General features: G+C 44.7%; 19 protein-coding genes. 7 read left to right on the top strand and 12 right to left on the bottom strand.

Annotated elements, in window-relative coordinates:
* The first annotated feature begins 2 nt into the window (after window positions 1–2).
* Window positions 3–134 carry an IS3 family transposase gene (locus H7198_RS06980; RefSeq protein WP_368462344.1) on the top strand — a complete coding sequence of 44 codons (132 nt, stop codon included), beginning with the start codon at window positions 3–5 and terminating at the stop codon, window positions 132–134.
* A 9-nt stretch (window positions 135–143) separates the two neighbouring features.
* On the opposite strand, the gene H7198_RS06460 is transcribed toward H7198_RS06980, so the two are convergent.
* The 3 genes from H7198_RS06460 to rbsK all read right to left on the bottom strand — a co-directional run bounded on the left by H7198_RS06460 (window position 144) and on the right by rbsK (window position 2,523).
* Entirely contained in the window at window positions 144–632 is a 489-nt protein-coding gene (locus H7198_RS06460) for a WxL domain-containing protein (RefSeq protein ID WP_274458941.1), read from the bottom strand.
* Window positions 633–857: 225 nt separating this feature from the next.
* Window positions 858–1,481 (bottom strand): signal peptidase I, encoded by a 624-nt coding sequence (gene lepB, locus H7198_RS06465; RefSeq protein ID WP_274458942.1) that lies wholly within the window; start codon window positions 1,479–1,481, stop codon window positions 858–860.
* A 106-nt stretch (window positions 1,482–1,587) separates the two neighbouring features.
* Window positions 1,588–2,523 carry a ribokinase gene (gene rbsK, locus H7198_RS06470; RefSeq protein ID WP_274458943.1) on the bottom strand — a complete coding sequence of 312 codons (936 nt, stop codon included), beginning with the start codon at window positions 2,521–2,523 and terminating at the stop codon, window positions 1,588–1,590.
* Window positions 2,524–2,676: 153 nt separating this feature from the next.
* Between rbsK and rpiA the strand changes: the two genes are divergently transcribed.
* Entirely contained in the window at window positions 2,677–3,354 is a 678-nt protein-coding gene (gene rpiA / locus H7198_RS06475) for a ribose-5-phosphate isomerase RpiA (RefSeq protein WP_274458944.1), read from the top strand.
* Window positions 3,355–3,402: 48 nt separating this feature from the next.
* Here the strand turns inward: rpiA and H7198_RS06480 are convergent, their stop codons facing one another.
* A complete protein-coding gene (locus H7198_RS06480) occupies window positions 3,403–4,011 on the bottom strand; it encodes a TetR/AcrR family transcriptional regulator (protein ID WP_274458945.1) in 609 nt (202 codons plus the stop codon).
* 100 nt (window positions 4,012–4,111) lie between these two features.
* Here H7198_RS06480 and H7198_RS06485 point away from each other — a divergent pair, with 100 nt between their 5' ends.
* Window positions 4,112–4,609, top strand: a complete 498-nt coding sequence (locus H7198_RS06485; protein WP_274458946.1) for a folate family ECF transporter S component — start codon at window positions 4,112–4,114, stop codon at window positions 4,607–4,609.
* Window positions 4,610–4,678: 69 nt separating this feature from the next.
* On the opposite strand, the gene H7198_RS06490 is transcribed toward H7198_RS06485, so the two are convergent.
* A complete protein-coding gene (locus tag H7198_RS06490) occupies window positions 4,679–6,259 on the bottom strand; it encodes a BspA family leucine-rich repeat surface protein (RefSeq protein WP_274458947.1) in 1,581 nt (526 codons plus the stop codon).
* A 262-nt stretch (window positions 6,260–6,521) separates the two neighbouring features.
* Between H7198_RS06490 and H7198_RS06495 the strand changes: the two genes are divergently transcribed.
* Both H7198_RS06495 and H7198_RS06500 read left to right on the top strand, forming a co-directional pair.
* Window positions 6,522–7,883 carry a threonine/serine ThrE exporter family protein gene (locus H7198_RS06495; RefSeq protein WP_274458948.1) on the top strand — a complete coding sequence of 454 codons (1,362 nt, stop codon included), beginning with the start codon at window positions 6,522–6,524 and terminating at the stop codon, window positions 7,881–7,883.
* Between the two features lie 132 nt (window positions 7,884–8,015).
* Entirely contained in the window at window positions 8,016–8,597 is a 582-nt protein-coding gene (locus H7198_RS06500; RefSeq protein WP_274458949.1) for a hypothetical protein, read from the top strand.
* Between the two features lie 112 nt (window positions 8,598–8,709).
* Here the strand turns inward: H7198_RS06500 and H7198_RS06505 are convergent, their stop codons facing one another.
* On the bottom strand, window positions 8,710–10,374 hold the full coding sequence (locus H7198_RS06505) for a malolactic enzyme (RefSeq protein WP_274458950.1): 1,665 nt from the start codon (window positions 10,372–10,374) through the stop codon (window positions 8,710–8,712).
* A 205-nt stretch (window positions 10,375–10,579) separates the two neighbouring features.
* On the opposite strand from H7198_RS06505, the gene H7198_RS06510 reads away from it, so the two are divergent.
* Window positions 10,580–11,233 (top strand): LysR family transcriptional regulator, encoded by a 654-nt coding sequence (locus H7198_RS06510; protein WP_274458951.1) that lies wholly within the window; start codon window positions 10,580–10,582, stop codon window positions 11,231–11,233.
* Between the two features lie 84 nt (window positions 11,234–11,317).
* On the top strand, window positions 11,318–12,208 hold the full coding sequence (locus H7198_RS06515) for a metal ABC transporter solute-binding protein, Zn/Mn family (protein ID WP_274458952.1): 891 nt from the start codon (window positions 11,318–11,320) through the stop codon (window positions 12,206–12,208).
* 53 nt (window positions 12,209–12,261) lie between these two features.
* Here the strand turns inward: H7198_RS06515 and H7198_RS06520 are convergent, their stop codons facing one another.
* The 6 genes from H7198_RS06520 to H7198_RS06545 form a co-directional block, all read right to left on the bottom strand.
* Entirely contained in the window at window positions 12,262–13,026 is a 765-nt protein-coding gene (locus H7198_RS06520) for a CPBP family intramembrane glutamic endopeptidase (RefSeq protein WP_274458953.1), read from the bottom strand.
* A 173-nt stretch (window positions 13,027–13,199) separates the two neighbouring features.
* Window positions 13,200–13,880, bottom strand: a complete 681-nt coding sequence (locus tag H7198_RS06525; RefSeq protein ID WP_274458954.1) for an ABC transporter ATP-binding protein — start codon at window positions 13,878–13,880, stop codon at window positions 13,200–13,202.
* 1 nt (window position 13,881) lies between these two features.
* A complete protein-coding gene (locus H7198_RS06530) occupies window positions 13,882–14,958 on the bottom strand; it encodes an ABC transporter permease (protein WP_274458955.1) in 1,077 nt (358 codons plus the stop codon).
* Complete coding sequence (locus tag H7198_RS06535) at window positions 14,937–15,443, bottom strand: TetR/AcrR family transcriptional regulator (RefSeq protein WP_274458956.1); 507 nt, start codon at window positions 15,441–15,443, stop codon at window positions 14,937–14,939. The genes H7198_RS06530 and H7198_RS06535 overlap by 22 nt, the downstream gene beginning before the upstream one ends.
* A gap of 116 nt (window positions 15,444–15,559) precedes the next feature.
* Window positions 15,560–16,942, bottom strand: coding sequence for an argininosuccinate lyase (argH, locus tag H7198_RS06540; protein WP_274458957.1), 1,383 nt, complete (start codon window positions 16,940–16,942; stop codon window positions 15,560–15,562).
* Between the two features lie 24 nt (window positions 16,943–16,966).
* Window positions 16,967–18,166 (bottom strand): argininosuccinate synthase, encoded by a 1,200-nt coding sequence (locus tag H7198_RS06545; protein ID WP_274458958.1) that lies wholly within the window; start codon window positions 18,164–18,166, stop codon window positions 16,967–16,969.
* Between the last annotated feature and the right edge of the window lie 4 nt (window positions 18,167–18,170).

Here is an 18,170-nt window from a genome sequence, read left to right on the forward strand (position 1 = left end):
CAATTTTAAAAAGAGAACTTATTTATCCGAACCAGTTTAAGAGTAAATTTGAGCTGGTTACGCGAATATCACGCTATATCCATCGATATAATCATGAACGGATTCATACCTATGAATCGAACCTAGTAATGTAAAAAAAGTGTCTAACTTATTGACATACGAGCATTACCTGTGATTTGACCATTAGTTGAGGCATCAGCTTTTCCATCAGTTGTGGTAAAAAGGAACCCATTGGTTGTTGCCATTGGCAACTTAATACTCTGATCCTTTTCGTAGGCTAATTGATCAGCCTTAGCAGAAACGATATAGCCGCTACTTGAACCAGTCAAATCAGTAACTTGGATATATTCACCATCTGCTGTATATTGACTGTTCATACTTGAAGTAAGTGTCTTTGTTTGGAAATCAAAGTTAGGAACATGGTCCAAAGTAAGGCCATTTGTTGTATCACCAGTAAAAGTAATTTTTGCAGTCCCCGTCAGGTTTTTGTTACCTGCTCCTTTTTGATTGTCGACCCCTGCTACTGCAGGTGATGTCGCATTGTCATCCGCAAATGCTGCTGCAGGTGTTGCTAATGCTCCCGCAGTTAACAAAGTTGCTACGACTAGGTTTAACTTTGTAAATTTTTTCATATCTTCGTCCTCTATTTTCAAATAATTGTTACATCGGTAATAATTGTATGCTTTCCGTCACAATATGTAAATTGTGACAAATAGGGCAGTTTTGTTAAAATGGTACATTTATTTTTTAAAATCGCTCTGTATCAGTTATAAAGACGGTTTTAAAATATGAAAAAAAAGCAACAAATTCTTTTTTGAATTTGTTGCTTTTGTCTTTATTATGTCGCAAAAATGTAATTATACGAAGAAATGTTGCTCTTCTTTGGCGATATTATTCTTTACGGTTGTTGAATACCAGAACGGTACGTGGACTTTTCCAATCACATGCTTCTTAGAAACAAATCCGAAGTAACGGGAATCGTTTGAAACAGAACGGTGATCACCAAGGACAAAGTAAGAATCCTTTGGCACAACCGTTGAGTTACGGTCGCTTTGTTTCCATAGTCCGGTTGAAGACAAGGACTTCAAATCCCAAGATGAACCAAAGGAGGAAGCAGTTCCGGTTGTTTGTTCGCTAGAACTGATGAAGTCTTGGTTTACCTTCTTGTTGTTAACGTAAAGGGTTCCGTCCTTGTATGAAACAGTATCGCCGGCAACGGCGATGACACGCTTAACGTAGTCCTTGTTACCGCTTTGAATACGTGGGTCTTCCTTACGGGCGTCAAAAACGACAACATCCCCACGTTTCAAGTTCTCTGTCTTTTGGACAAAGACTTTTTGCTGGTCGAGCAAGTTAGGGTCCATCGAATCACCGTTAATGGTTACAATGTTAATCCAGAAAGTGGTGATGGCCAAATAGGCCACAACACCCAAGGCAATTGGAACAATCCAGTTCCAAATAAATGATAGTAATTTCTTCATAGTAATATCCTCGAACTAAGCTTACTCGTTTCCTCGCGGACTGACAAGCTAAGCATCAGATTCTGTGATTTTTTCTGTTTTCTTCTATATAAATAGCAAAAAATTTTTAGTTAATTTTTGGTAATTCTGACAATACCGCTTCTTCATATGGAATAGAAGGGAGTGCCCCAGCAGAAGCAACCGTAATAGAAGAGGCAGCAACGGCGTAGCGAATGGCCCCTTCGATGTTGTCAAATGATGGAGACAAACGAGAAAGCAGTGCCCCGATGAAGGTATCTCCTGCAGCGGTCGTATCAATGGCCGTTGTCTTGATGGCCGGTACCATGACTTCCTTACCGGACTTAGACTTGTAGAAGGCGCCTTTATCACCCAGGGTAATCAACACATGCTCTAGGCCCATGTCAAAGAAGAAGTTGGCATTGGCAATCAGAGACGCACGGTCGGTCACAGGAATGTTTGAAATCAATGCCGCCTCGTGTTCGTTTGGGATAATCATATCCGTCAAAGCTAACAAAGACTTAGGCAGGTCTTCCTGATCAGGAACAGGCGCTGGATTCAAGACAGTGGTCACGTCCATGTCCTTAGCTTCCTTGAAGGCGGCCTGGGCTGTCTCCAAAGGAATCTCTAATTGGGTCAAGCAAAAGTCTGAGTCTTTCAATGATTCGCGTTGGTCCCAGATATCTTTAGCAGAGAGATCCCCGTTAGCACCTTCGTATACATAGATGATGTTATCACCGGTTGCCTTCGAAACGGTAATGTAGGCCTGGCCGGTCTGGAACTTATCAGACTGCAAAACGTAGTCCAAATTCAAGTTATCTTCTGCTACCTGCTGACCAAGGTCAAAGTCCGATCCGACTTTGGTAATGAAGTTCGACAGAGCACCTGAACGGGCAATAGCCACCGCCTGGTTCAGACCCTTACCACCCATTACTTCTTCCTGGTGTTGAGCAATTGATAATGTCTCCCCGGATTCCGCCAAGCGGGGCACTCGGGTTACACGGTCCAAATTAGTTGAGCCAACTACGGTTACTTGCTTTTTCATGGTCATCCTTTTCTGTCTGACAAAATTTATTCACCTCTTATTTTACTAAAAATGCCCGACTTTAGCAGTAAAAATAGGAAAGTCATCCCGGCCAAAGGGCGCCTGTCTGCTATAATAGAAAATAGATTATGTCGTTTTAATGGAGGATTTACCGTGAATGACCATAAAGTAAAAGCTGCTCAAATGGCCGTTGAGTTGATTCCTAACCAAGCCATCGTTGGCCTCGGTTCTGGCTCAACCGCTTCCATCTTTATCGACTTGCTAGCTAAGAAAGCCCATGAAGAATCCATGGATATCACATGCGTGGCCACTTCTGGTCAAACGCAGCAACTGGCCCTCGGTTTCGGCCTAAAAGTTGTCGACATTGATGCCGTTGATCGAATCGATGTCACGGTTGATGGCGCCGACGAAGTGGATCCCTACCTAAACGGGATTAAGGGTGGCGGTGCCGCCCTTCTCTTCGAAAAGATTGTGGCTGTTAACTCACAAAAGAACATCTGGGTGGTTGATTCTTCTAAGAAGCATCCCCGCCTCGGATCCTTCAAGCTTCCGGTTGAAGTGGTGAAGTTTGGTGTGCACCACGTGTACAACTATTTGAAGGAACGGGATTTGAAGCCCGTCTACCGTCAGCAAGAAGACGGCAACTACCTAACAACGGATTCAGGTAACTACATCATCGATATCGATATTTCACGTGTTGATGACTTACCTAAGTTGGCCGATGAATTGAAATCCCTGACGGGAGTCGTTGAACACGGACTCTTTATCGACGTCTGTGACGTGCTTTTGGACGGTAATACCGGTCAAAGCATCTACCGAAAAGACTTATAATCAAGAAAAGCGGTGAAACAATGTTTCACCGCTTTTTTAATGCACTTTTTAATCACTTAACGTAAATTGACGTTCAAACTGCTGGAACTGCCGGTCAATTTGAAGTTCCTGCAGTTCCCCGGTCAAGGCGAGAACGTTCATCCCTTCGATCAAAAGCATCAGTTCTTCAGCAAGCAAACGGACCTGGTCGCTTTCAATCTTTTTCTGCTCAGCACCTAGGTTTAGGACCGCCTGCACAGTTGCCCGGGTTGCATTGACCTGCTTTTGCTTCAAGCGACGGTCTGCCTCCGTGTTATGGGTAAAGGAATACTCATACATGGCTCGCAGTAAGGAAGGCTTTCCTTCGGACAACCCAAGCAGGCGTTTCTTATGATCAGCCAGATAGTCGGTTAGTACCTTATCAAAGTCCGGCTTATCCTTTAGCTCCTGACGGATGAGGTCAAACTGTCGAACCGAGCGGCTCCGCACCACTTCAACAAAGAGTTCATCAACAGACTGAAAGTAAAGATAAATGCCGCCACGGCTAATCCCACAGGCATTAATAATGGCCTGCATGTTCACGTTTAAGAAGCCCTCTTCCGAAAAGACCTGCGTGGCCGTCCTCAAAATAGCTTCTTTTTTAGCCTGTCTTGTCTTACTTAACTCTACTTTTGCCATGACTTACCTCAAATATAAAATGACACGGTTGTCAATTTATAGTATAATCGATTTTATTGAAATGACAAAGGTGTCATTTTTTATAAAAGAGAGGTTACTCATGATTAAAGAAAGTAAAAAAATTGCCGGGCTAGCGGTATTACTAGCCATCCACATCCTACTCAGTCGCATTGCCATCGGGCCCGACTTTGCCAAAATTAGTTTGGCCTTCATCCCCCTTGTCATTGCCGGCTACTTTTATGGCAGTGTGGCGAACATGTTCATGTGCATGCTGGCCAACATCATCGTCTTTACCATTTTCTCAACGGGTACTTTCTCCCCCTTCTTCCTATTCTCGGCAGCACTGGCAGGTTTAGTTTACGGGTTACTGCAAAAACCAACGATTACTCGAATCATCCTGGTAAACCTCGTGGTGGTTGTGGGTATTTCATTCTTTTTAAATACCGCCATCATCTCCTTCTCCTACCACGTGCCACTAGAAGGCTTACTGCTTAGCCGTGCCATTCGAACGACCATCACCCTTGTGATTCAGATTGCCATCTCGATTACACTCTTAAAGAACTCGGCAATTCAACAATTCAAAAATAAAATGAACTAAATGAAGGCAAATAAAAAGACATCGATGCGAATCAATGTCTTTTTTAATGCTTTTTATTTTTTAATGAACTTACTTATGGCTCTTTGTAAAGAAGTAAGCCAATGTGGCAGAAATACCTAACGCAAGTGGTAGAAGAAGGCCAAGGTGCTTCTCAACCTGCTGGCCAGTACTTGGCAACTGTGTCAATAGCTTACGACTAGCTACCTTACTATTTCGGGTAGAGCCAACTTGATTAGACTGACCATCGTCCCCACCAGTTGTTGGAAGGCTGATACCCTTGTGATGATTCTTGTTATTTGGTGATGGGGTCGGTGTTGGCGTTACGGCCTTCATACTATAGAGTACGTTGACAACCTCGTCCTGCTCATCAGCCGTATCGGTCAACTTTGGCTTCTCAGCAGCAATCATCGTAACAGTCTGGCCATTTACCTTAGGGTCCTCATACTTCGAATCGATGGTTGCTGGCACTGTTACCGCGGCAAACTGGCTATCCTGTCCATCGGTGACGACCCAATCAGTCTTAGTCGTTGTATTATTCATCATGTCCTTCGTGACCGTCCGCTGGTAAGTTAACTGCTGAACGGTTGAAGAAGCAATAACATGACCAGAAGCGTCCTGATAATTGATTGTTCGCTTAACAACCTTGCTTTCTTGGCTAGTGATATAACGTCCCCAGACGTACCAACCACCGGGTTGGTTACCAGTATCATAAAGTTTACGGTAGGTATCCGCATCCATTGTCGTGCCGGTTGTTTCTCGATCATCTGGGTTATTAATTGGCGTGTAAAGATGATCATAACGATTGCCCTTCCACGTATCACCCAGTAATGACCACCAGGTAAAATGAGACTTTGGCATATTAATGTAAAGCAAGTCACCATTACCAATACCATTAAACATGTAATCCATATGGTCTGCAACGACTTTTTGAGTATCAAAACTACTAATATCCAAGCGGGTTAGTCCCGATGCCATCGAGAACATACCATACATTGTAGTGGCGTTCGACGTATTAAAGTGACTCAAATCCAAAGTCTTCAAGGAAGCATCATTTGAAAATAGATAACGGAAATAAACTACCTGACTAGTATCGAAGTTGCGAACATCTAGGCTCTGCAAGGCGGTCATATCAGAAAACATGGCTGACATGTCGGTTACCTTCGAGGTATCAAAATGACTAACATCAAGGGAGGTTACCTTGGCATCCCCCCGGAACATGTAGTACATCGAAGTAACGTTGGATGTATCCAAGTAAGTTAATCCGTCGATGCTTGTCAAATTAGGCAACTCGGCTAACAAGTGATCTGAATTAACTGGCGCTTGGACAGCTCCTGTAAAACGAATTGTTTGAATATCATTGGCAAAACTTAAGGCACTCACCTTGCTCATGATACCAGCGCCATTAATTGTCAAAGTCTTGCTACTATCATTCCAACTATAGGTTGCTGTTCCTAAATTACCGCTGTCAGCACTTTGGGCCACTACTGTCTGCCCAGTTGTTTCAGAAGCCATGGCCGTCGAATGACTTTCAGAGCTCAAAACACCGCTTCCACTAATCAATGCAAGGGAAGTCAATGGTAGAATAAGCCAATTCTTTGCAGCATTGAGTGGAAAACGATTTTGATTATTTGACTGTACGCTATACTTCATAATACATTGCTTAGGTTTTTTTGAGATAAGCCACTCCGATTTATCAATTTTTGTTACTTTATGTAACATTTTCTTTACATTTGTTACATATCAACTATGTTTTACCACCATAATCTAAAATTGTACATAGTTTCCCTTTTATTTTTTATACTTTTTCAACATAAAATTTCTTTTATCTGATTCCTTGAAAAATATAGGTCAAAAGCCTATCATAAAGCTATATTTTACTAATCTAGAATCTTTCTTTAATGGAGCCTGAATTATGACCTCGTCAACAACTAAATCAGCCCTGAACGATACCATTCATCCCGAGCACTTACGCCAGCACATGGCAGTCCGCTGGGAAAAGTTCATCGGCGAAGAAAAGGTACCCGCTCGAGAGTCTACCCTCCCCGTTCGCGCCTCAATCGTGGGTCGTGTGGGGATTCTCTTACTTTCCTGCGGAACGGGAGCCTGGCGTGTTCGATCAGCCATGAACACCGTTGCCCGCGCCTTACAATTAACGGTATCCGCCGATATTGGCTTTACCGCCATCACCTTTTCCTGCTTTGACGGTGTTGAGTCCTATACCGAGTCACTTACGCTGGCAGCGACCGGGGTCAATACTCACAAAATGACCATGATTGAGAACTTTGTCGCTGACTTTGCCAGCGAATATGCTGATCAAACACCACAAATCGTCCACAAGGCTCTAAGCAAGATTCAAAAGCAGCCTGGAAACTACTCAGCCTTAATGGCTGGACTAGCCGCTGCCATCGCCTGTGCAGGATTTATTTTTTTGCTTGGTGGTGGACCAGTTGAAATGCTTGGTTGCTTTACTGGCGCCTTTGCCGGAAACTTTACTCGTAAGGTGCTTGGTGGCCGTCACTGGAACGCCGTCGCCACCACTGGTCTAGGCGTTGCCGCCGCCTGTCTGACTTACGTCGCCACCCTTTTCATTCTGGGACTTTTTGTTCACCTTTCATCCGCCCATGAGGCTGGTTACATTGGTTCAATGCTCTTCGTAATTCCTGGTTTCCCATTTATCACTTCCATCCTGGACCTCTCTAAAAATGATATGCGATCCGGATTAGAGCGACTCGCCTTCGCACTGATGATCATCTTCTCAGCAACCCTGATTGGTTGGCTGCTGGCATTAGTCTTCCAGTTGCACCCTCAAAACTTCTTACCCCAAGGACTATCACTTTATCCATTGATTGCCTGCCGTTTGATGGCCTCTTTCGCCGGGGTCTTCGGTTTCTCCATGATGTTTAACTCCAAACCTAAAATGGCCATTACGGCTGGACTAATTGGTGCCGTTGCGAACACAACTCGCCTTGAATTAGTTGATCTTTCACAGCTCCCACCTGCAGCCGCTGCCTTTGTTGGTGCCCTGATTGCTGGAGTAGCCGCATCCTTGATTAACCACCGCACAGACTTTCCGCGGATTTCATTGACTGTTCCGGCCATCGTCATCATGGTTCCTGGCCTTTATATTTACCGTGGTGTTTATAACCTTGGTTTGAACAACATCGGAACTGGTGCTACCTGGCTGGTTCGCGCTGCACTCATCATGGTCTTCCTACCATTTGGGCTCTACGTCGCTCGTTTCCTCTTTGATAAGGACTGGCGTAAAGTCGATTAAATTATCTAATTGTTAAACAAAGCGCTCTCGAGAAGAATACTTTTTCGGGTGCGTTTTTATCATCCTCTGATATCGCTTACCCTTAACTATGCTAAAATATTGACGTTTAGTGAAAATTAAAGAGAGAAGAATATGAATTTTATTAAAAAGCACCGTTTACCAATCGGCATTCTAGTTGTTCTAGCCTTAGTGGCAGGAACTGTAGCCTTTATGAATCAAGAACCATCTGGCCACAATAATCAGTCAGAAGAAAGCTCCGTTACCGTTGAAAAGATCTCTTCCGATAAAAAGAGTAACTCATCTGCTAAAAGCTCTTCTTCAAACTCAAAAAACAGCAAAAAAAGCGAGTATGGTTTTCAACTAATCTCAGATAAACCAAACCCCAAGTTTCCAATTGACCTTTCACAGTACACAACGAGTAAAGTCCAACAATTCCGTGCCTATGACGGCCATGAAGAGGTCAACCTTCCAATGACAGAAGGAACCATTAAGCCAAACAAAGTTTACACTGACGGCTTGGCCTATTGGCATAGCAGCCTAACTATTGATGGTAAAAAGATTCCCGTTGTGGCTTCCTATCAACGACAAGGCTACTTCGCCCTTTACACCGCTGAACCGAGGGAGAAAAGTCTCGACTTTACCTATATCGGACAAGACTACAACGACTACATCGGTAAAGATAACTTAGACGCTATTGCTAATAAAAGTAACTAAGGCAATCAATTAAAGAAACCCAGGAGAAGCTAGTTAACTCTCCTGGGTTTTTTATGCACAAAAAAAGAACCGCCAAATGGCGATTCTTTTAAAACAAAGTTAAGAGTAACTCTTAGTACTTTGGTTCCCACTTCAAGGCTTCGATAGCAGCCTTAACGTCAGAAATCTTTTCCTTCGTGATACCTTGGTCAACGGCTGATTGAGCAACCGCGATGGCAACATCTTCAGAGAACTTTGTCAATTGTGAAACAGGAGGCAAAACAGCGGCACCTGGTTGTGATGCATCAACCAAACCACCCAATGAGTGAGCAGCGGCTGAGATCATTTCATCGTTCAATACCGTAGCAGTTGAAGCGATAGTTCCAAGTCCAAGACCTGGGTAAACCAAAGCGTTGTTAGCTTGTCCGATGTTGTAAGTTACACCCTTGTATTCGATTGGGTCAACAGGGATACCGTTGGCAACCAATGCCTTACCATCAGTCCATTCAAGCAAGTCCTTAGCAGTTGCTTCAACCAACTTAGTTGGGTTAGACAATGGGAAGATGATTGGGCGTTCTACGTGAGAAGCCATTTCTTGAACGATTTCCTTAGTGAAGGCACCAGGAACAGTTGAAGTACCAACCATGATTGATGGCTTGATAGTTTGAACTGCAGTCAACAAATCAGTCAATTGGTCAGCGTTTTCGAATTCTGAACGCTTGCGAGCAAATGGCTTTTGTTCTGGAGTCAAGTCATCCATGTCATCAAAGAGGACACCTTGCTTGTCGAACAAGTAGATGTGTGACTTAGCTTCGTCTTCTGACAAACCTTCTTGCAACATTTCGTCGAAGATACGTGCGGCGATTCCACATCCGGCTGAACCAGCACCGAATGACAAGTATGTCTGGTCTGACAACTTTTCACCAGTGATGTTCATGGCACCCAATGCAGCGGCCAATGTGATGATTCCAGTTCCTTGGATGTCATCGTTGAACGTTGTGATGTCGTTCTTGTACTTGTTCAAGATCTTAGCACCGTTTTGACGGGCAAAGTCTTCCCAGTGCAAGTAAAGGTTAGGGAAAGTCTTTTCAGCAGCTTGTACGAAGTCATCAACAAACTTGTCGTACTTTTCGCCGCGAACACGTTCGTGACGGTTACCCAAGTAGTTAGGGTTTTCCAACAATTCCTTGTTGTTTGTTCCGTTATCCAAGACAACTGGCAAAACGTCGGCTGGGTTAACACCTGCGGCTGCAGTATAAACCATCAACTTACCAACGGCGATATCAACACCGTTAACACCCCAGTCACCAATACCCAAGATACCTTCAGCATCAGTAACAACAATCAACTTGATGTCACGTCCGTTTGCGGCGTTCTTCAAGGATTCTTCCATGCCTTCAGGGTTGTCGATTGACAAGTAAACAGCGTTTTGTGGGTCAACAAACAAATCTGAGTAGTTTTCGATCGTGTCAGCGATAACTGGATCGTAAACGATTGGCATGAATTCAACCACGTGTTGTGAGAACATGTAGTAGAACAATGTGTGGTTTGTGTTGAAGATTTCCATCAAGAACAAACGCTTTTCCAAATCAGATGGCTTTGATTGGTATTGTGCGTAAGTTGCTGCTTCTTGTTCTTCCAAAGTTTGCACGCGTGGAGGCAAGAGACCGGCTACGCCGAGTTCCTTACGTTCTTCCATTGTGAAACCTGTCCCCTTGTTCAAGAAGGGGTTGTTCAAAATCTCGATTGGTGTTGTCATATGAGATGAACTCCTTTTTCTATCCACTTTAGGTTGCATCTTGTGATGCTCTTCCTTACCTAAGTTCTGGCCACTAGTTTACAAGCAAAATTGCTCTCCGTCAAACAAAAACGGTTCTATTTCGCGGACAATATTTCGATAATGTCGCTTTATTAGGCAACATATTTGATATAATTTAAATACTTTTAAATCGAACGCACTTTTTTAGCATTTTAACTTTTTTATAATTTGATAAGGAATCCAAATGAGAATTCAAGATTTAGAATACTACCTTTCACTAGCCGAACTTGGTTCCTTTTCCCAGGTATCAAAAAAGTTCCAGGTTTCCCAGCCAACGGTTTCTTTGGCCATGCAACGATTGGAAAAAGAACTGAATACCGAGTTAATTTGGCGTGACCCTGGACATAAAAAATTAGCCTTAACCCACCCCGGCCACATTCTATTGAAGCATGCCAGGAAGATGGTCGCCCAATACCACCAGGCCGAAGACGAAATTCAAAAGGAAGCGGAACAAAAACTCGTTCTCGGCTTGTCTGAGATTGTCGACTTTGCCTACTTTCCTTCAATTGAACAGCATCTGTCCGACCACTTCTTTACCCACCTTCGTAAAGAAACTGTAAATGGCGTAGACGCATTGTCAAAACTACACAAGGGACAATTCGACGCCCTCTTAATAACCGGCCCTCTTCCTATAGAAGAAAAGTTAACCGTGATTGACATTCCGCATCCCCCCTTGCGTCTATCAGAGGACAAGGCACTGCCGGACTTTAAACTATCCTTTGTTTACCAAGAAGACAGCCTACAAAACAGCGATTTGGCTCTAATTCTAAAAGAGCTGGTGGGGGCCATCGTTTCCGCCCAAGAGAAAGACTTTACCCTTATAAGCAAAAGTGAGTAAAGACCACCTGTTTGACTATAAGATTTTGACTCCGTTATGCTTAGAACGTTGTTTAGAAACACTTTCTGCGAAAGGAACAGAATCATGAAAAAAACTGGTATTTTGGTTGGGGTCATGACGGTCTTACTGGTCATCGTCCTAGCCGTTGTGCTCTGGCCTAAGTCGAGTCAAAAGTCTAGCAGCGATGGCAAGCTAAGCATCGTCGCTTCAACAAACGTCTACGCTGAAGTCGCCGAGACAGTTGCAGGCGATAAGGCCAACGTTTCCGCCATCATTACGAAGCAATCGGTTTCGCCCGAAGACTACGATCCAACCAACGATGTCGCTAAAAAGGTTTCCAAGGCTGACATTGCGCTTGGTAACGGTCTCGGCTACGACGCCTGGTTGAATAAGTTAACCAAGTCTTCTAAGAAGACGAAGTTGTTGCTCGCTTCTGACATGTTGAACAAGGATAGCAAAGCCAATCCCCACCTTTGGAACGACCCAGAAAACATGATTACGGTTGCCCAGAAGTTGGCCGATGAATTGTCAAAGAAGGATCCTGATAACAAGAATTACTACCAGAACAACGCCGCTGCCTATAAGCAAAAGTTGCAACCAGTAACGGATAAGGTAAATGAATTGAAGGCTAAGGTTGCTGGTAAGAAAGTCTTTGAAACTGAGTCCATCTATGAATACATGCTGAAGGACTTAGGCGCAACGATTGTCGGTGACGACTTCGCCGAGTCGATTGCCGAAGATAGCGACCCTTCCGCTAACGCAACCAAGGAAGTCCGCGAAGCTTTGAACAACCGTCAGGTTGACTTCGTTGTTCAGAACACCCAAACCACGGGTGGCGATGTTGATAAGATGGTCAAGCTGGCCAAGGAACAGAACATTCCAATCGTCAAAGTCACGGAAACATCCCCAGACAACACCTCCTACGTTGACTGGAAGTTGTCAGAATTGAATCAAATTGAAAAAATTGTTTCTTAAAGTAGAAAAGTCGTCTCGCGGGTTTGCGAGACGACTTTTTTAATTGAAATCTTTTATTTTTGCATCGCACGAATGCGACGGGAAAGAACGGGTTCATGCTTCTTCCAATAGAAGAAAAGCACAATCACTAGAATAATCTTAAAGCAGGAGAAGGCCGATTGAGCATAGCCTTGAAGCACCCCTTCAGTTCCCGTTGTCGTCAGGATGAAATCATCGAGAAAGTGAGCAGCGACTGGCGCCCAAATCGAACCAGTCTGTGCGTAAAGGGCCGAAAAGGCCAAACCGCCAACGAATGCCACCGCTGACTGCGCAATGACGTAGTTCAGTGGCATGTGCGTTAAGTTGGTAAAGTGCATCAACGCAAAGACGAGGTCTAAATAAAGAATCCCCTTGATCAAGTTACCACGGCTATAGCCCTGCTTTAACAAGTAGGTAAGGAAGAGGCCCATCAAAACACCACGGGCGAAGAATTCCTCTGGGAACCCGCCCATCAAGCCAGTACCAAGTGATTCCCAAATGTTGTTCGCCGAGAGAAATGGTACGGCCACGGCCACAACAAAAATCCAGTATACCCCTTCCCACCAGGAGAAGGCTGGTTTGATGAAAATTTTCTGCTTTGTGACGAAAGCGTTGATACCTAGCACCACGAACAGTTCCGTCATCTTCGAGATGAACTGAGCGGTGAACTGTTCCATATGAAACTGGTAAAATGTCCAGTTCACTGCTTGATAAACCAACACGTGCTGAACGATTAAATCGAGCAAGAGGAAACTGATGGTTAAGGTCATCAGTTTTTTAAAGTCAGTCTGCTTTTTCATTCATGTATCCTTTTTATTTTAAATATCTTCTTTTATTTAAATTTCATTTCGGAGTATACCACATCAAAGGCGAACTTCGCTAAAGCCTTAATAAAAAAGAACTGGTCGAGTTAGACCAGTTCAAAACAAAAGTGTATTTAAGATGATATAGGGCAGGTTTACTCCCCCGCTAATTAGTTAGACTTTTCCAAGGAAATTTGACCGTCAACGAGTTGGTAAATTCGGTCCGCTTCCGCTCGCAAGCGCAAGTCATGGGTTACCACAACCACCGCCTTGTTTTCCTTTTGAGCAATGTTCTTGAAGAGTTCTGCTACCTCTTGTACACGGGCTGAATCCAAGGCCGCCGTTGGCTCATCCGCCAGAATGAAATCAGGATTAGCGTACAGCGCGCGGGCAATAGCAACACGCTGACTTTGCCCACCTGATAATTCACCCGGATACTTGTTCAGCAGCTTTTCAATGCCGAGTCGCTTCAGGTCCTCCTGGAAGCGTTGAATATCCAAGTTACCGGTCTTCTTGACTTTATCGACTAACTGAAACTGCTCTTTCACCGTTAGATAAGATACTAAACTGTAAGACTGGAGCACAAAGCCGATGTGATCCAGTCGAAAGGCATCCGCTGTTTTTCCCTTTTGGTTGTCGAAACGCTTGCCATTAATCAACACCTGCCCTTCGGTTGGTTGTTGCAGTCCACCAAGAATGGTCAAAAGCGTGGACTTTCCAGAACCTGAAGGGCCCAAAATAAGGGTTAGTTCCCCAGCCTTGGCTTCAAAATTAACATGGTCAAGGGCTTGCACGCGATTGGTACCTGCGCCGAAGACTTTGCTAACATTTTTTAATTCAAGTTTTTGCATGTTAACCTCCAATGACCGAAACAGGGTCGATTTTTGCAATGATGCGCATTGGAATAACTGCACCGATGATACCGGTTACGATCAGGAGTCCGGCCGTTGTTGCAATTAATCGAGGGTCAAAACTCATTGGCACGGCTGTTGGGATGATTAAAGCGGTGCCCGCAGCTAATACGACTGCCAACAAAACGGCAATTATCAAAATCAAGACCGTTTGAGCTAGCGTGTTCCAAATTAAGTAAGAACTTGGGATTCCCTGGGCACGTAAGACTGCCAAATTCTCCAACTTCTGCATGGTTAGAATATAGAGGAAGATGGCGACAATGACGATGGAAATAATAATTAGAAAGGCGATCATGAAGAGAAAGGTTTGCGTTTGAGCAGAATAGCCCGGCATCTTATTAAAGAGCTCCTTCTTGTTTAGAACTTGGAGGCTGCCATCTGTAGTACTTTGCTTGGTGCTGCTAATGAGACCTGATCCGACAAAGTCGCCCGTCACACCCTTAATGTTGGACCAATCATCAATGGAGCCGTAGACAACCGGTGCCATGTTGTAGACCGCCTTCTTCGCGAATCCGACGATGGTGTATTCTTCGTTTGAAAGGCCCATCTTAACCTTTTGGTTAATGTGGAAACCCTGGTCTTTCAGCTTATCAGAGAGCACAACTTCGTTATCATTATTATTCCAGTGGCCAGAGGATAACTGAACGTTTTGGCGAAGGTTAGACTTTTCCGTTAAGCCGACAAAGGTTGCTGACTGGCGGGCATTGCCCGCCTTCAAAATTCCCTGGGCCAAACCGACTATTTCGCCTTTATTGGATTCACTAGCGGTCTCGACTTGATTCCTTGTCATCATCGATTGAGCTAAGTTCCCGTTGGCATCTTTATTCAAGATAACGGACTGACTCTTCCAGGAATTAAAGGCGTTGGTATTCTGGCTAGCTAGTCCCTGGGCTAATGCTGACAGAATAAAAATCAGGTAGGCGACTAGTAGAATCACGCCGATGACTAAACCATAGCGTAACTTTTCCTTTTTCATTTCGTGTAAAGCTAAGAACATTAGTGACTTCCTTTCTGCCATTTTTCAACTGCGGACAACTGGGCAAGAATTGTTTCTTTATCCACAGGGTTTAAGAAGAACTGCCGTAACAAATGGTGCACGGCGAGTGACCCCAACCATTTTGGTAGGGCTTCTTGAGAGCTGACCTTTTCTTTATACCCTTGATGAGCCTCTAAAACGGCTTCATTAATCACGTAGTAGTGCCGGATAAAATCTCGGTCAGGATTCTGATCAATCGTTTGGATAAAGTCCCGGGCTGCCTCGAAAGGATTACCCGTGTATGTTTGTTTATGGACACGGGTCAACACGGTTTCTAGCACCTGTGAGTAAGCATCCTGCAAGTCCTCAAAGTAGGTGTAGAAGGAACCACGCGGAATCCCAGCCTCTTCCACAATGTCTTTGACCGACACGGTTAGTAAATCTTTTTTAGAAAAAACAGTGAACAAAGCTTGAATGATTTGTTCTTTTTTTTCAGTTTTTAGGTGGTCAAACATCGCCTTTGCCATCTTCATCTCCTTTTGACAGACTGTCATTTCACTGACTAGTATACAGCTAGTTGACACAGTGTCAACTCGATTGCAAAAGAAAAAGCAGGAATACAATTCCTACTTTGTTCCTTAACTTAACGGCTCGCCAAGACTTTCTTAGCACTTTCCACTTCTTTTTGTACGTTTTCCATGGCCGTTCCACCGAGGGAGGTACGTGTGTTAACGGCTGTAACTGGGTCCAGCACTTGGTAGACGTCTTCTTCGAAGAGTTCAGAGGCCTTCTGCAATTCGGACAATGGCATATCCTCTAGTGCAGTACCTTCTTCAATGCCTTGGTAAACCAGCATTCCCACCACCGCGTGGGCCTGACGGAATGGCAAGCCCTTCTTAGCCAAGTAGTCGGCCAATTCGGTTGCATTGGAGTAATCGCCCTTCAATGAAACACGCATCTTGTCCTTTTTAACCGTCATCGTTGATAACATGCCGGTGAAGACTTTTAAAACGGCAATAATGGTGTCAAAAGTATCAAAAACACCAGCCTTATCCTCCTGCATATCCTTGTTGTAGGCCAATGGCAAGCCCTTCATCACTGTCAGCAAGCCCATCAAATGACCGTAAACGGAACCAGTTTTACCACGGCTGAGTTCGGCGAAGTCCGCGTTCTTCTTCTGCGGCATGATGGATGATCCGGTTGAGAAACTGTCGGACAACTCCAAATAGTTGAACTCAAAGGAGGTCCAGAGAATCATTTCTTCGGCCATCCGGGAAAGATGGGCCATCAAAATGGCAGAGTTTGACAGGAATTCAAGGGCGAAGTCACGGTCTGAAACGGCGTCCAAACTATTGTGGTAAACCTTGTCGAATCCTAACTGATCAGCTACAAACTCACGGTCGATTGGAAAAGTCGTGCCGGCTAACGCTGCGGCACCAAGAGGCAAAATGTCGGTGTGCTTCTCGTTGAACTCGAAACGCTCGAAGTCTCGCTGCAACATCTCATAGTAGGACAAGAGGTAGTGCCCGTATGAGATTGGCTGGGCGTGTTGCAAGTGCGTGTAGCCGGGCATCAAGGTATCAACATTCTTTTCGGCAAGAGTCACTAACTCTTGCTGCAAGTCCGTAATAGCCGTCTTGACGGCAGGCAAACGATGCTTCAACCAGAGGTGAAAATCGGTTGCCACCTGGTCGTTACGTGAACGAGCTGTGTGGAGTTTTCCGGCAACCGGCCCGACTTTTTCGGTCAGAATAGACTCGATGTTCAAATGGATGTCTTCGTTTTTCACGGAGAAGTGAATCTGACCCGCTTCGAACTCGGTCTCGATTTCCTTTAGGCCAGCAATGATTGTATCTGCTTCGTCTTCACCGATGATCCCCTGCTTGGCCAGCATCGTGGCATGGGCGATGGAACCTTCGATATCTTCTTTTGCAAGTTGGTAATCGAAGTGAATCGATGCGCCGAAATCGTCGACCCAATCTGCTGCTTGGCCGTGAAAGCGACCACCCCATAGTTTATCTGCCATTCTACTATCCTCGTTTTCTATCGTTTAGTCGTGGATGTGGTTGACCTGTTCGAAGACCGTTGTTGGCAATGACCAGAGCTTAATGAAGCCGGCCGCTGAAACTTGGTCGAATGAGTCCGCATCCGTGTAAGTTGCTAAGTTTTGATCGTAAAGTGAGTTCTTTTCTGATTGACGGGCGATGGCCGTGGCCTGACCCTTGAAAAGTTTCATCTTAACTACTCCGTTGACGACTTCCTGGCTCTTCTTGATGAAGGCCATGGATGCGTCAAAGAGTGGTGAGAAGTACAAACCGTTGTAATACAATTCGGTAATCTTTGCTTCGATAACTGGCTTGAAGTGCGCGATGTCACGTTCAAGCGTCAGGTCTTCCAAGTCCTTGTGGGCAGTCATGATAACGGCCGCTGCAGGGGCTTCATAGATTTCACGAGACTTGATTCCAACCAAACGGTTTTCAATCTTGTCGATACGTCCGATACCGTGCTTGCCGGCCAAAACGTTCAATTCTTCGATGATGTCGACCAATGACTTTTCTTCGCCGTTAATCGCAACTGGCAATCCTTGTTCAAAAGTCAATTCCAAGACATCGGCTTCGTCTGGTGTGTCTTCAACCGCTGCTGTCAAAGCAAAGGCGTCTTCTGGCGCTTCATTCCAAGGGTTTTCCAAGATTCCGGCTTCGTTTGCACGACCCCAGAGGTTGTCATCGATTGAGTATGGTGACTTCTTACCAATTGGAACAGGAACGTTGTGATCCTTCGCGTAATCGATTTCTTCTTCACGTGACCAATGGAAGTCACGGATAGGGGCTTCGATTGCCAAAGATGGATCCAAGGCGTGGATGGCCGTTTCAAAACGAACTTGGTCGTTTCCCTTACCAGTTGATCCGTGGGCGATCGCCTTAGCGCCGGTTTCATGGGCAATTTCAACTAACTTCTTGATAATCAAGGGACGTGACAAGGCTGAAACCAACGGATACTTTCCTTCGTAGAGGGCGTTTGCTTGAATTACTGGTCCGACGAAGTCCTTGGCAAATTCATCCTTTCCATCGACGACGTATGATTCTACGGCACCAACCTGCAAGGCTTTTTCTTGTACTTCCTTCAAATTCTTACCTGATTGTCCGACGTCTAAGACAGCCGCCACAACGTCGTAGCCCTTATCCTTCAACCATGGAATGGCAACAGAAGTATCTAATCCACCGGAATATGCTAATACAATCTTGTTCATGTTT

Origin of the sequence: Fructobacillus sp. CRL 2054 (assembly GCF_028764065.1) — a bacterium.
GTDB lineage: Bacteria > Bacillota > Bacilli > Lactobacillales > Lactobacillaceae > Fructobacillus.

Bases quoted from the DNA above. Each gene is read 5' to 3' on its own strand.
- H7198_RS06460 (WP_274458941.1), bottom strand. From the start codon at position 632: ATGAAAAAATTTACAAAGTTAAACCTAGTCGTAGCAACTTTGTTAACT.
- lepB (WP_274458942.1), bottom strand. From the start codon at position 1,481: ATGAAGAAATTACTATCATTTATTTGGAACTGGATTGTTCCAATTGCC.
- rbsK (WP_274458943.1), bottom strand. From the start codon at position 2,523: ATGAAAAAGCAAGTAACCGTAGTTGGCTCAACTAATTTGGACCGTGTA.
- H7198_RS06480 (WP_274458945.1), bottom strand. From the start codon at position 4,011: ATGGCAAAAGTAGAGTTAAGTAAGACAAGACAGGCTAAAAAAGAAGCT.
- H7198_RS06485 (WP_274458946.1), top strand. From the start codon at position 4,112: ATGATTAAAGAAAGTAAAAAAATTGCCGGGCTAGCGGTATTACTAGCC.
- H7198_RS06490 (WP_274458947.1), bottom strand. From the start codon at position 6,259: ATGAAGTATAGCGTACAGTCAAATAATCAAAATCGTTTTCCACTCAAT.
- H7198_RS06495 (WP_274458948.1), top strand. From the start codon at position 6,522: ATGACCTCGTCAACAACTAAATCAGCCCTGAACGATACCATTCATCCC.
- H7198_RS06500 (WP_274458949.1), top strand. From the start codon at position 8,016: ATGAATTTTATTAAAAAGCACCGTTTACCAATCGGCATTCTAGTTGTT.
- H7198_RS06505 (WP_274458950.1), bottom strand. From the start codon at position 10,374: ATGCAACCTAAAGTGGATAGAAAAAGGAGTTCATCTCATATGACAACA.
- H7198_RS06510 (WP_274458951.1), top strand. From the start codon at position 10,580: ATGAGAATTCAAGATTTAGAATACTACCTTTCACTAGCCGAACTTGGT.
- H7198_RS06515 (WP_274458952.1), top strand. From the start codon at position 11,318: ATGAAAAAAACTGGTATTTTGGTTGGGGTCATGACGGTCTTACTGGTC.
- H7198_RS06520 (WP_274458953.1), bottom strand. From the start codon at position 13,026: ATGAAAAAGCAGACTGACTTTAAAAAACTGATGACCTTAACCATCAGT.
- H7198_RS06525 (WP_274458954.1), bottom strand. From the start codon at position 13,880: ATGCAAAAACTTGAATTAAAAAATGTTAGCAAAGTCTTCGGCGCAGGT.
- H7198_RS06530 (WP_274458955.1), bottom strand. From the start codon at position 14,958: ATGGCAGAAAGGAAGTCACTAATGTTCTTAGCTTTACACGAAATGAAA.
- H7198_RS06535 (WP_274458956.1), bottom strand. From the start codon at position 15,443: ATGGCAAAGGCGATGTTTGACCACCTAAAAACTGAAAAAAAAGAACAA.
- argH (WP_274458957.1), bottom strand. From the start codon at position 16,942: ATGGCAGATAAACTATGGGGTGGTCGCTTTCACGGCCAAGCAGCAGAT.
- H7198_RS06545 (WP_274458958.1), bottom strand. From the start codon at position 18,166: ATGAACAAGATTGTATTAGCATATTCCGGTGGATTAGATACTTCTGTT.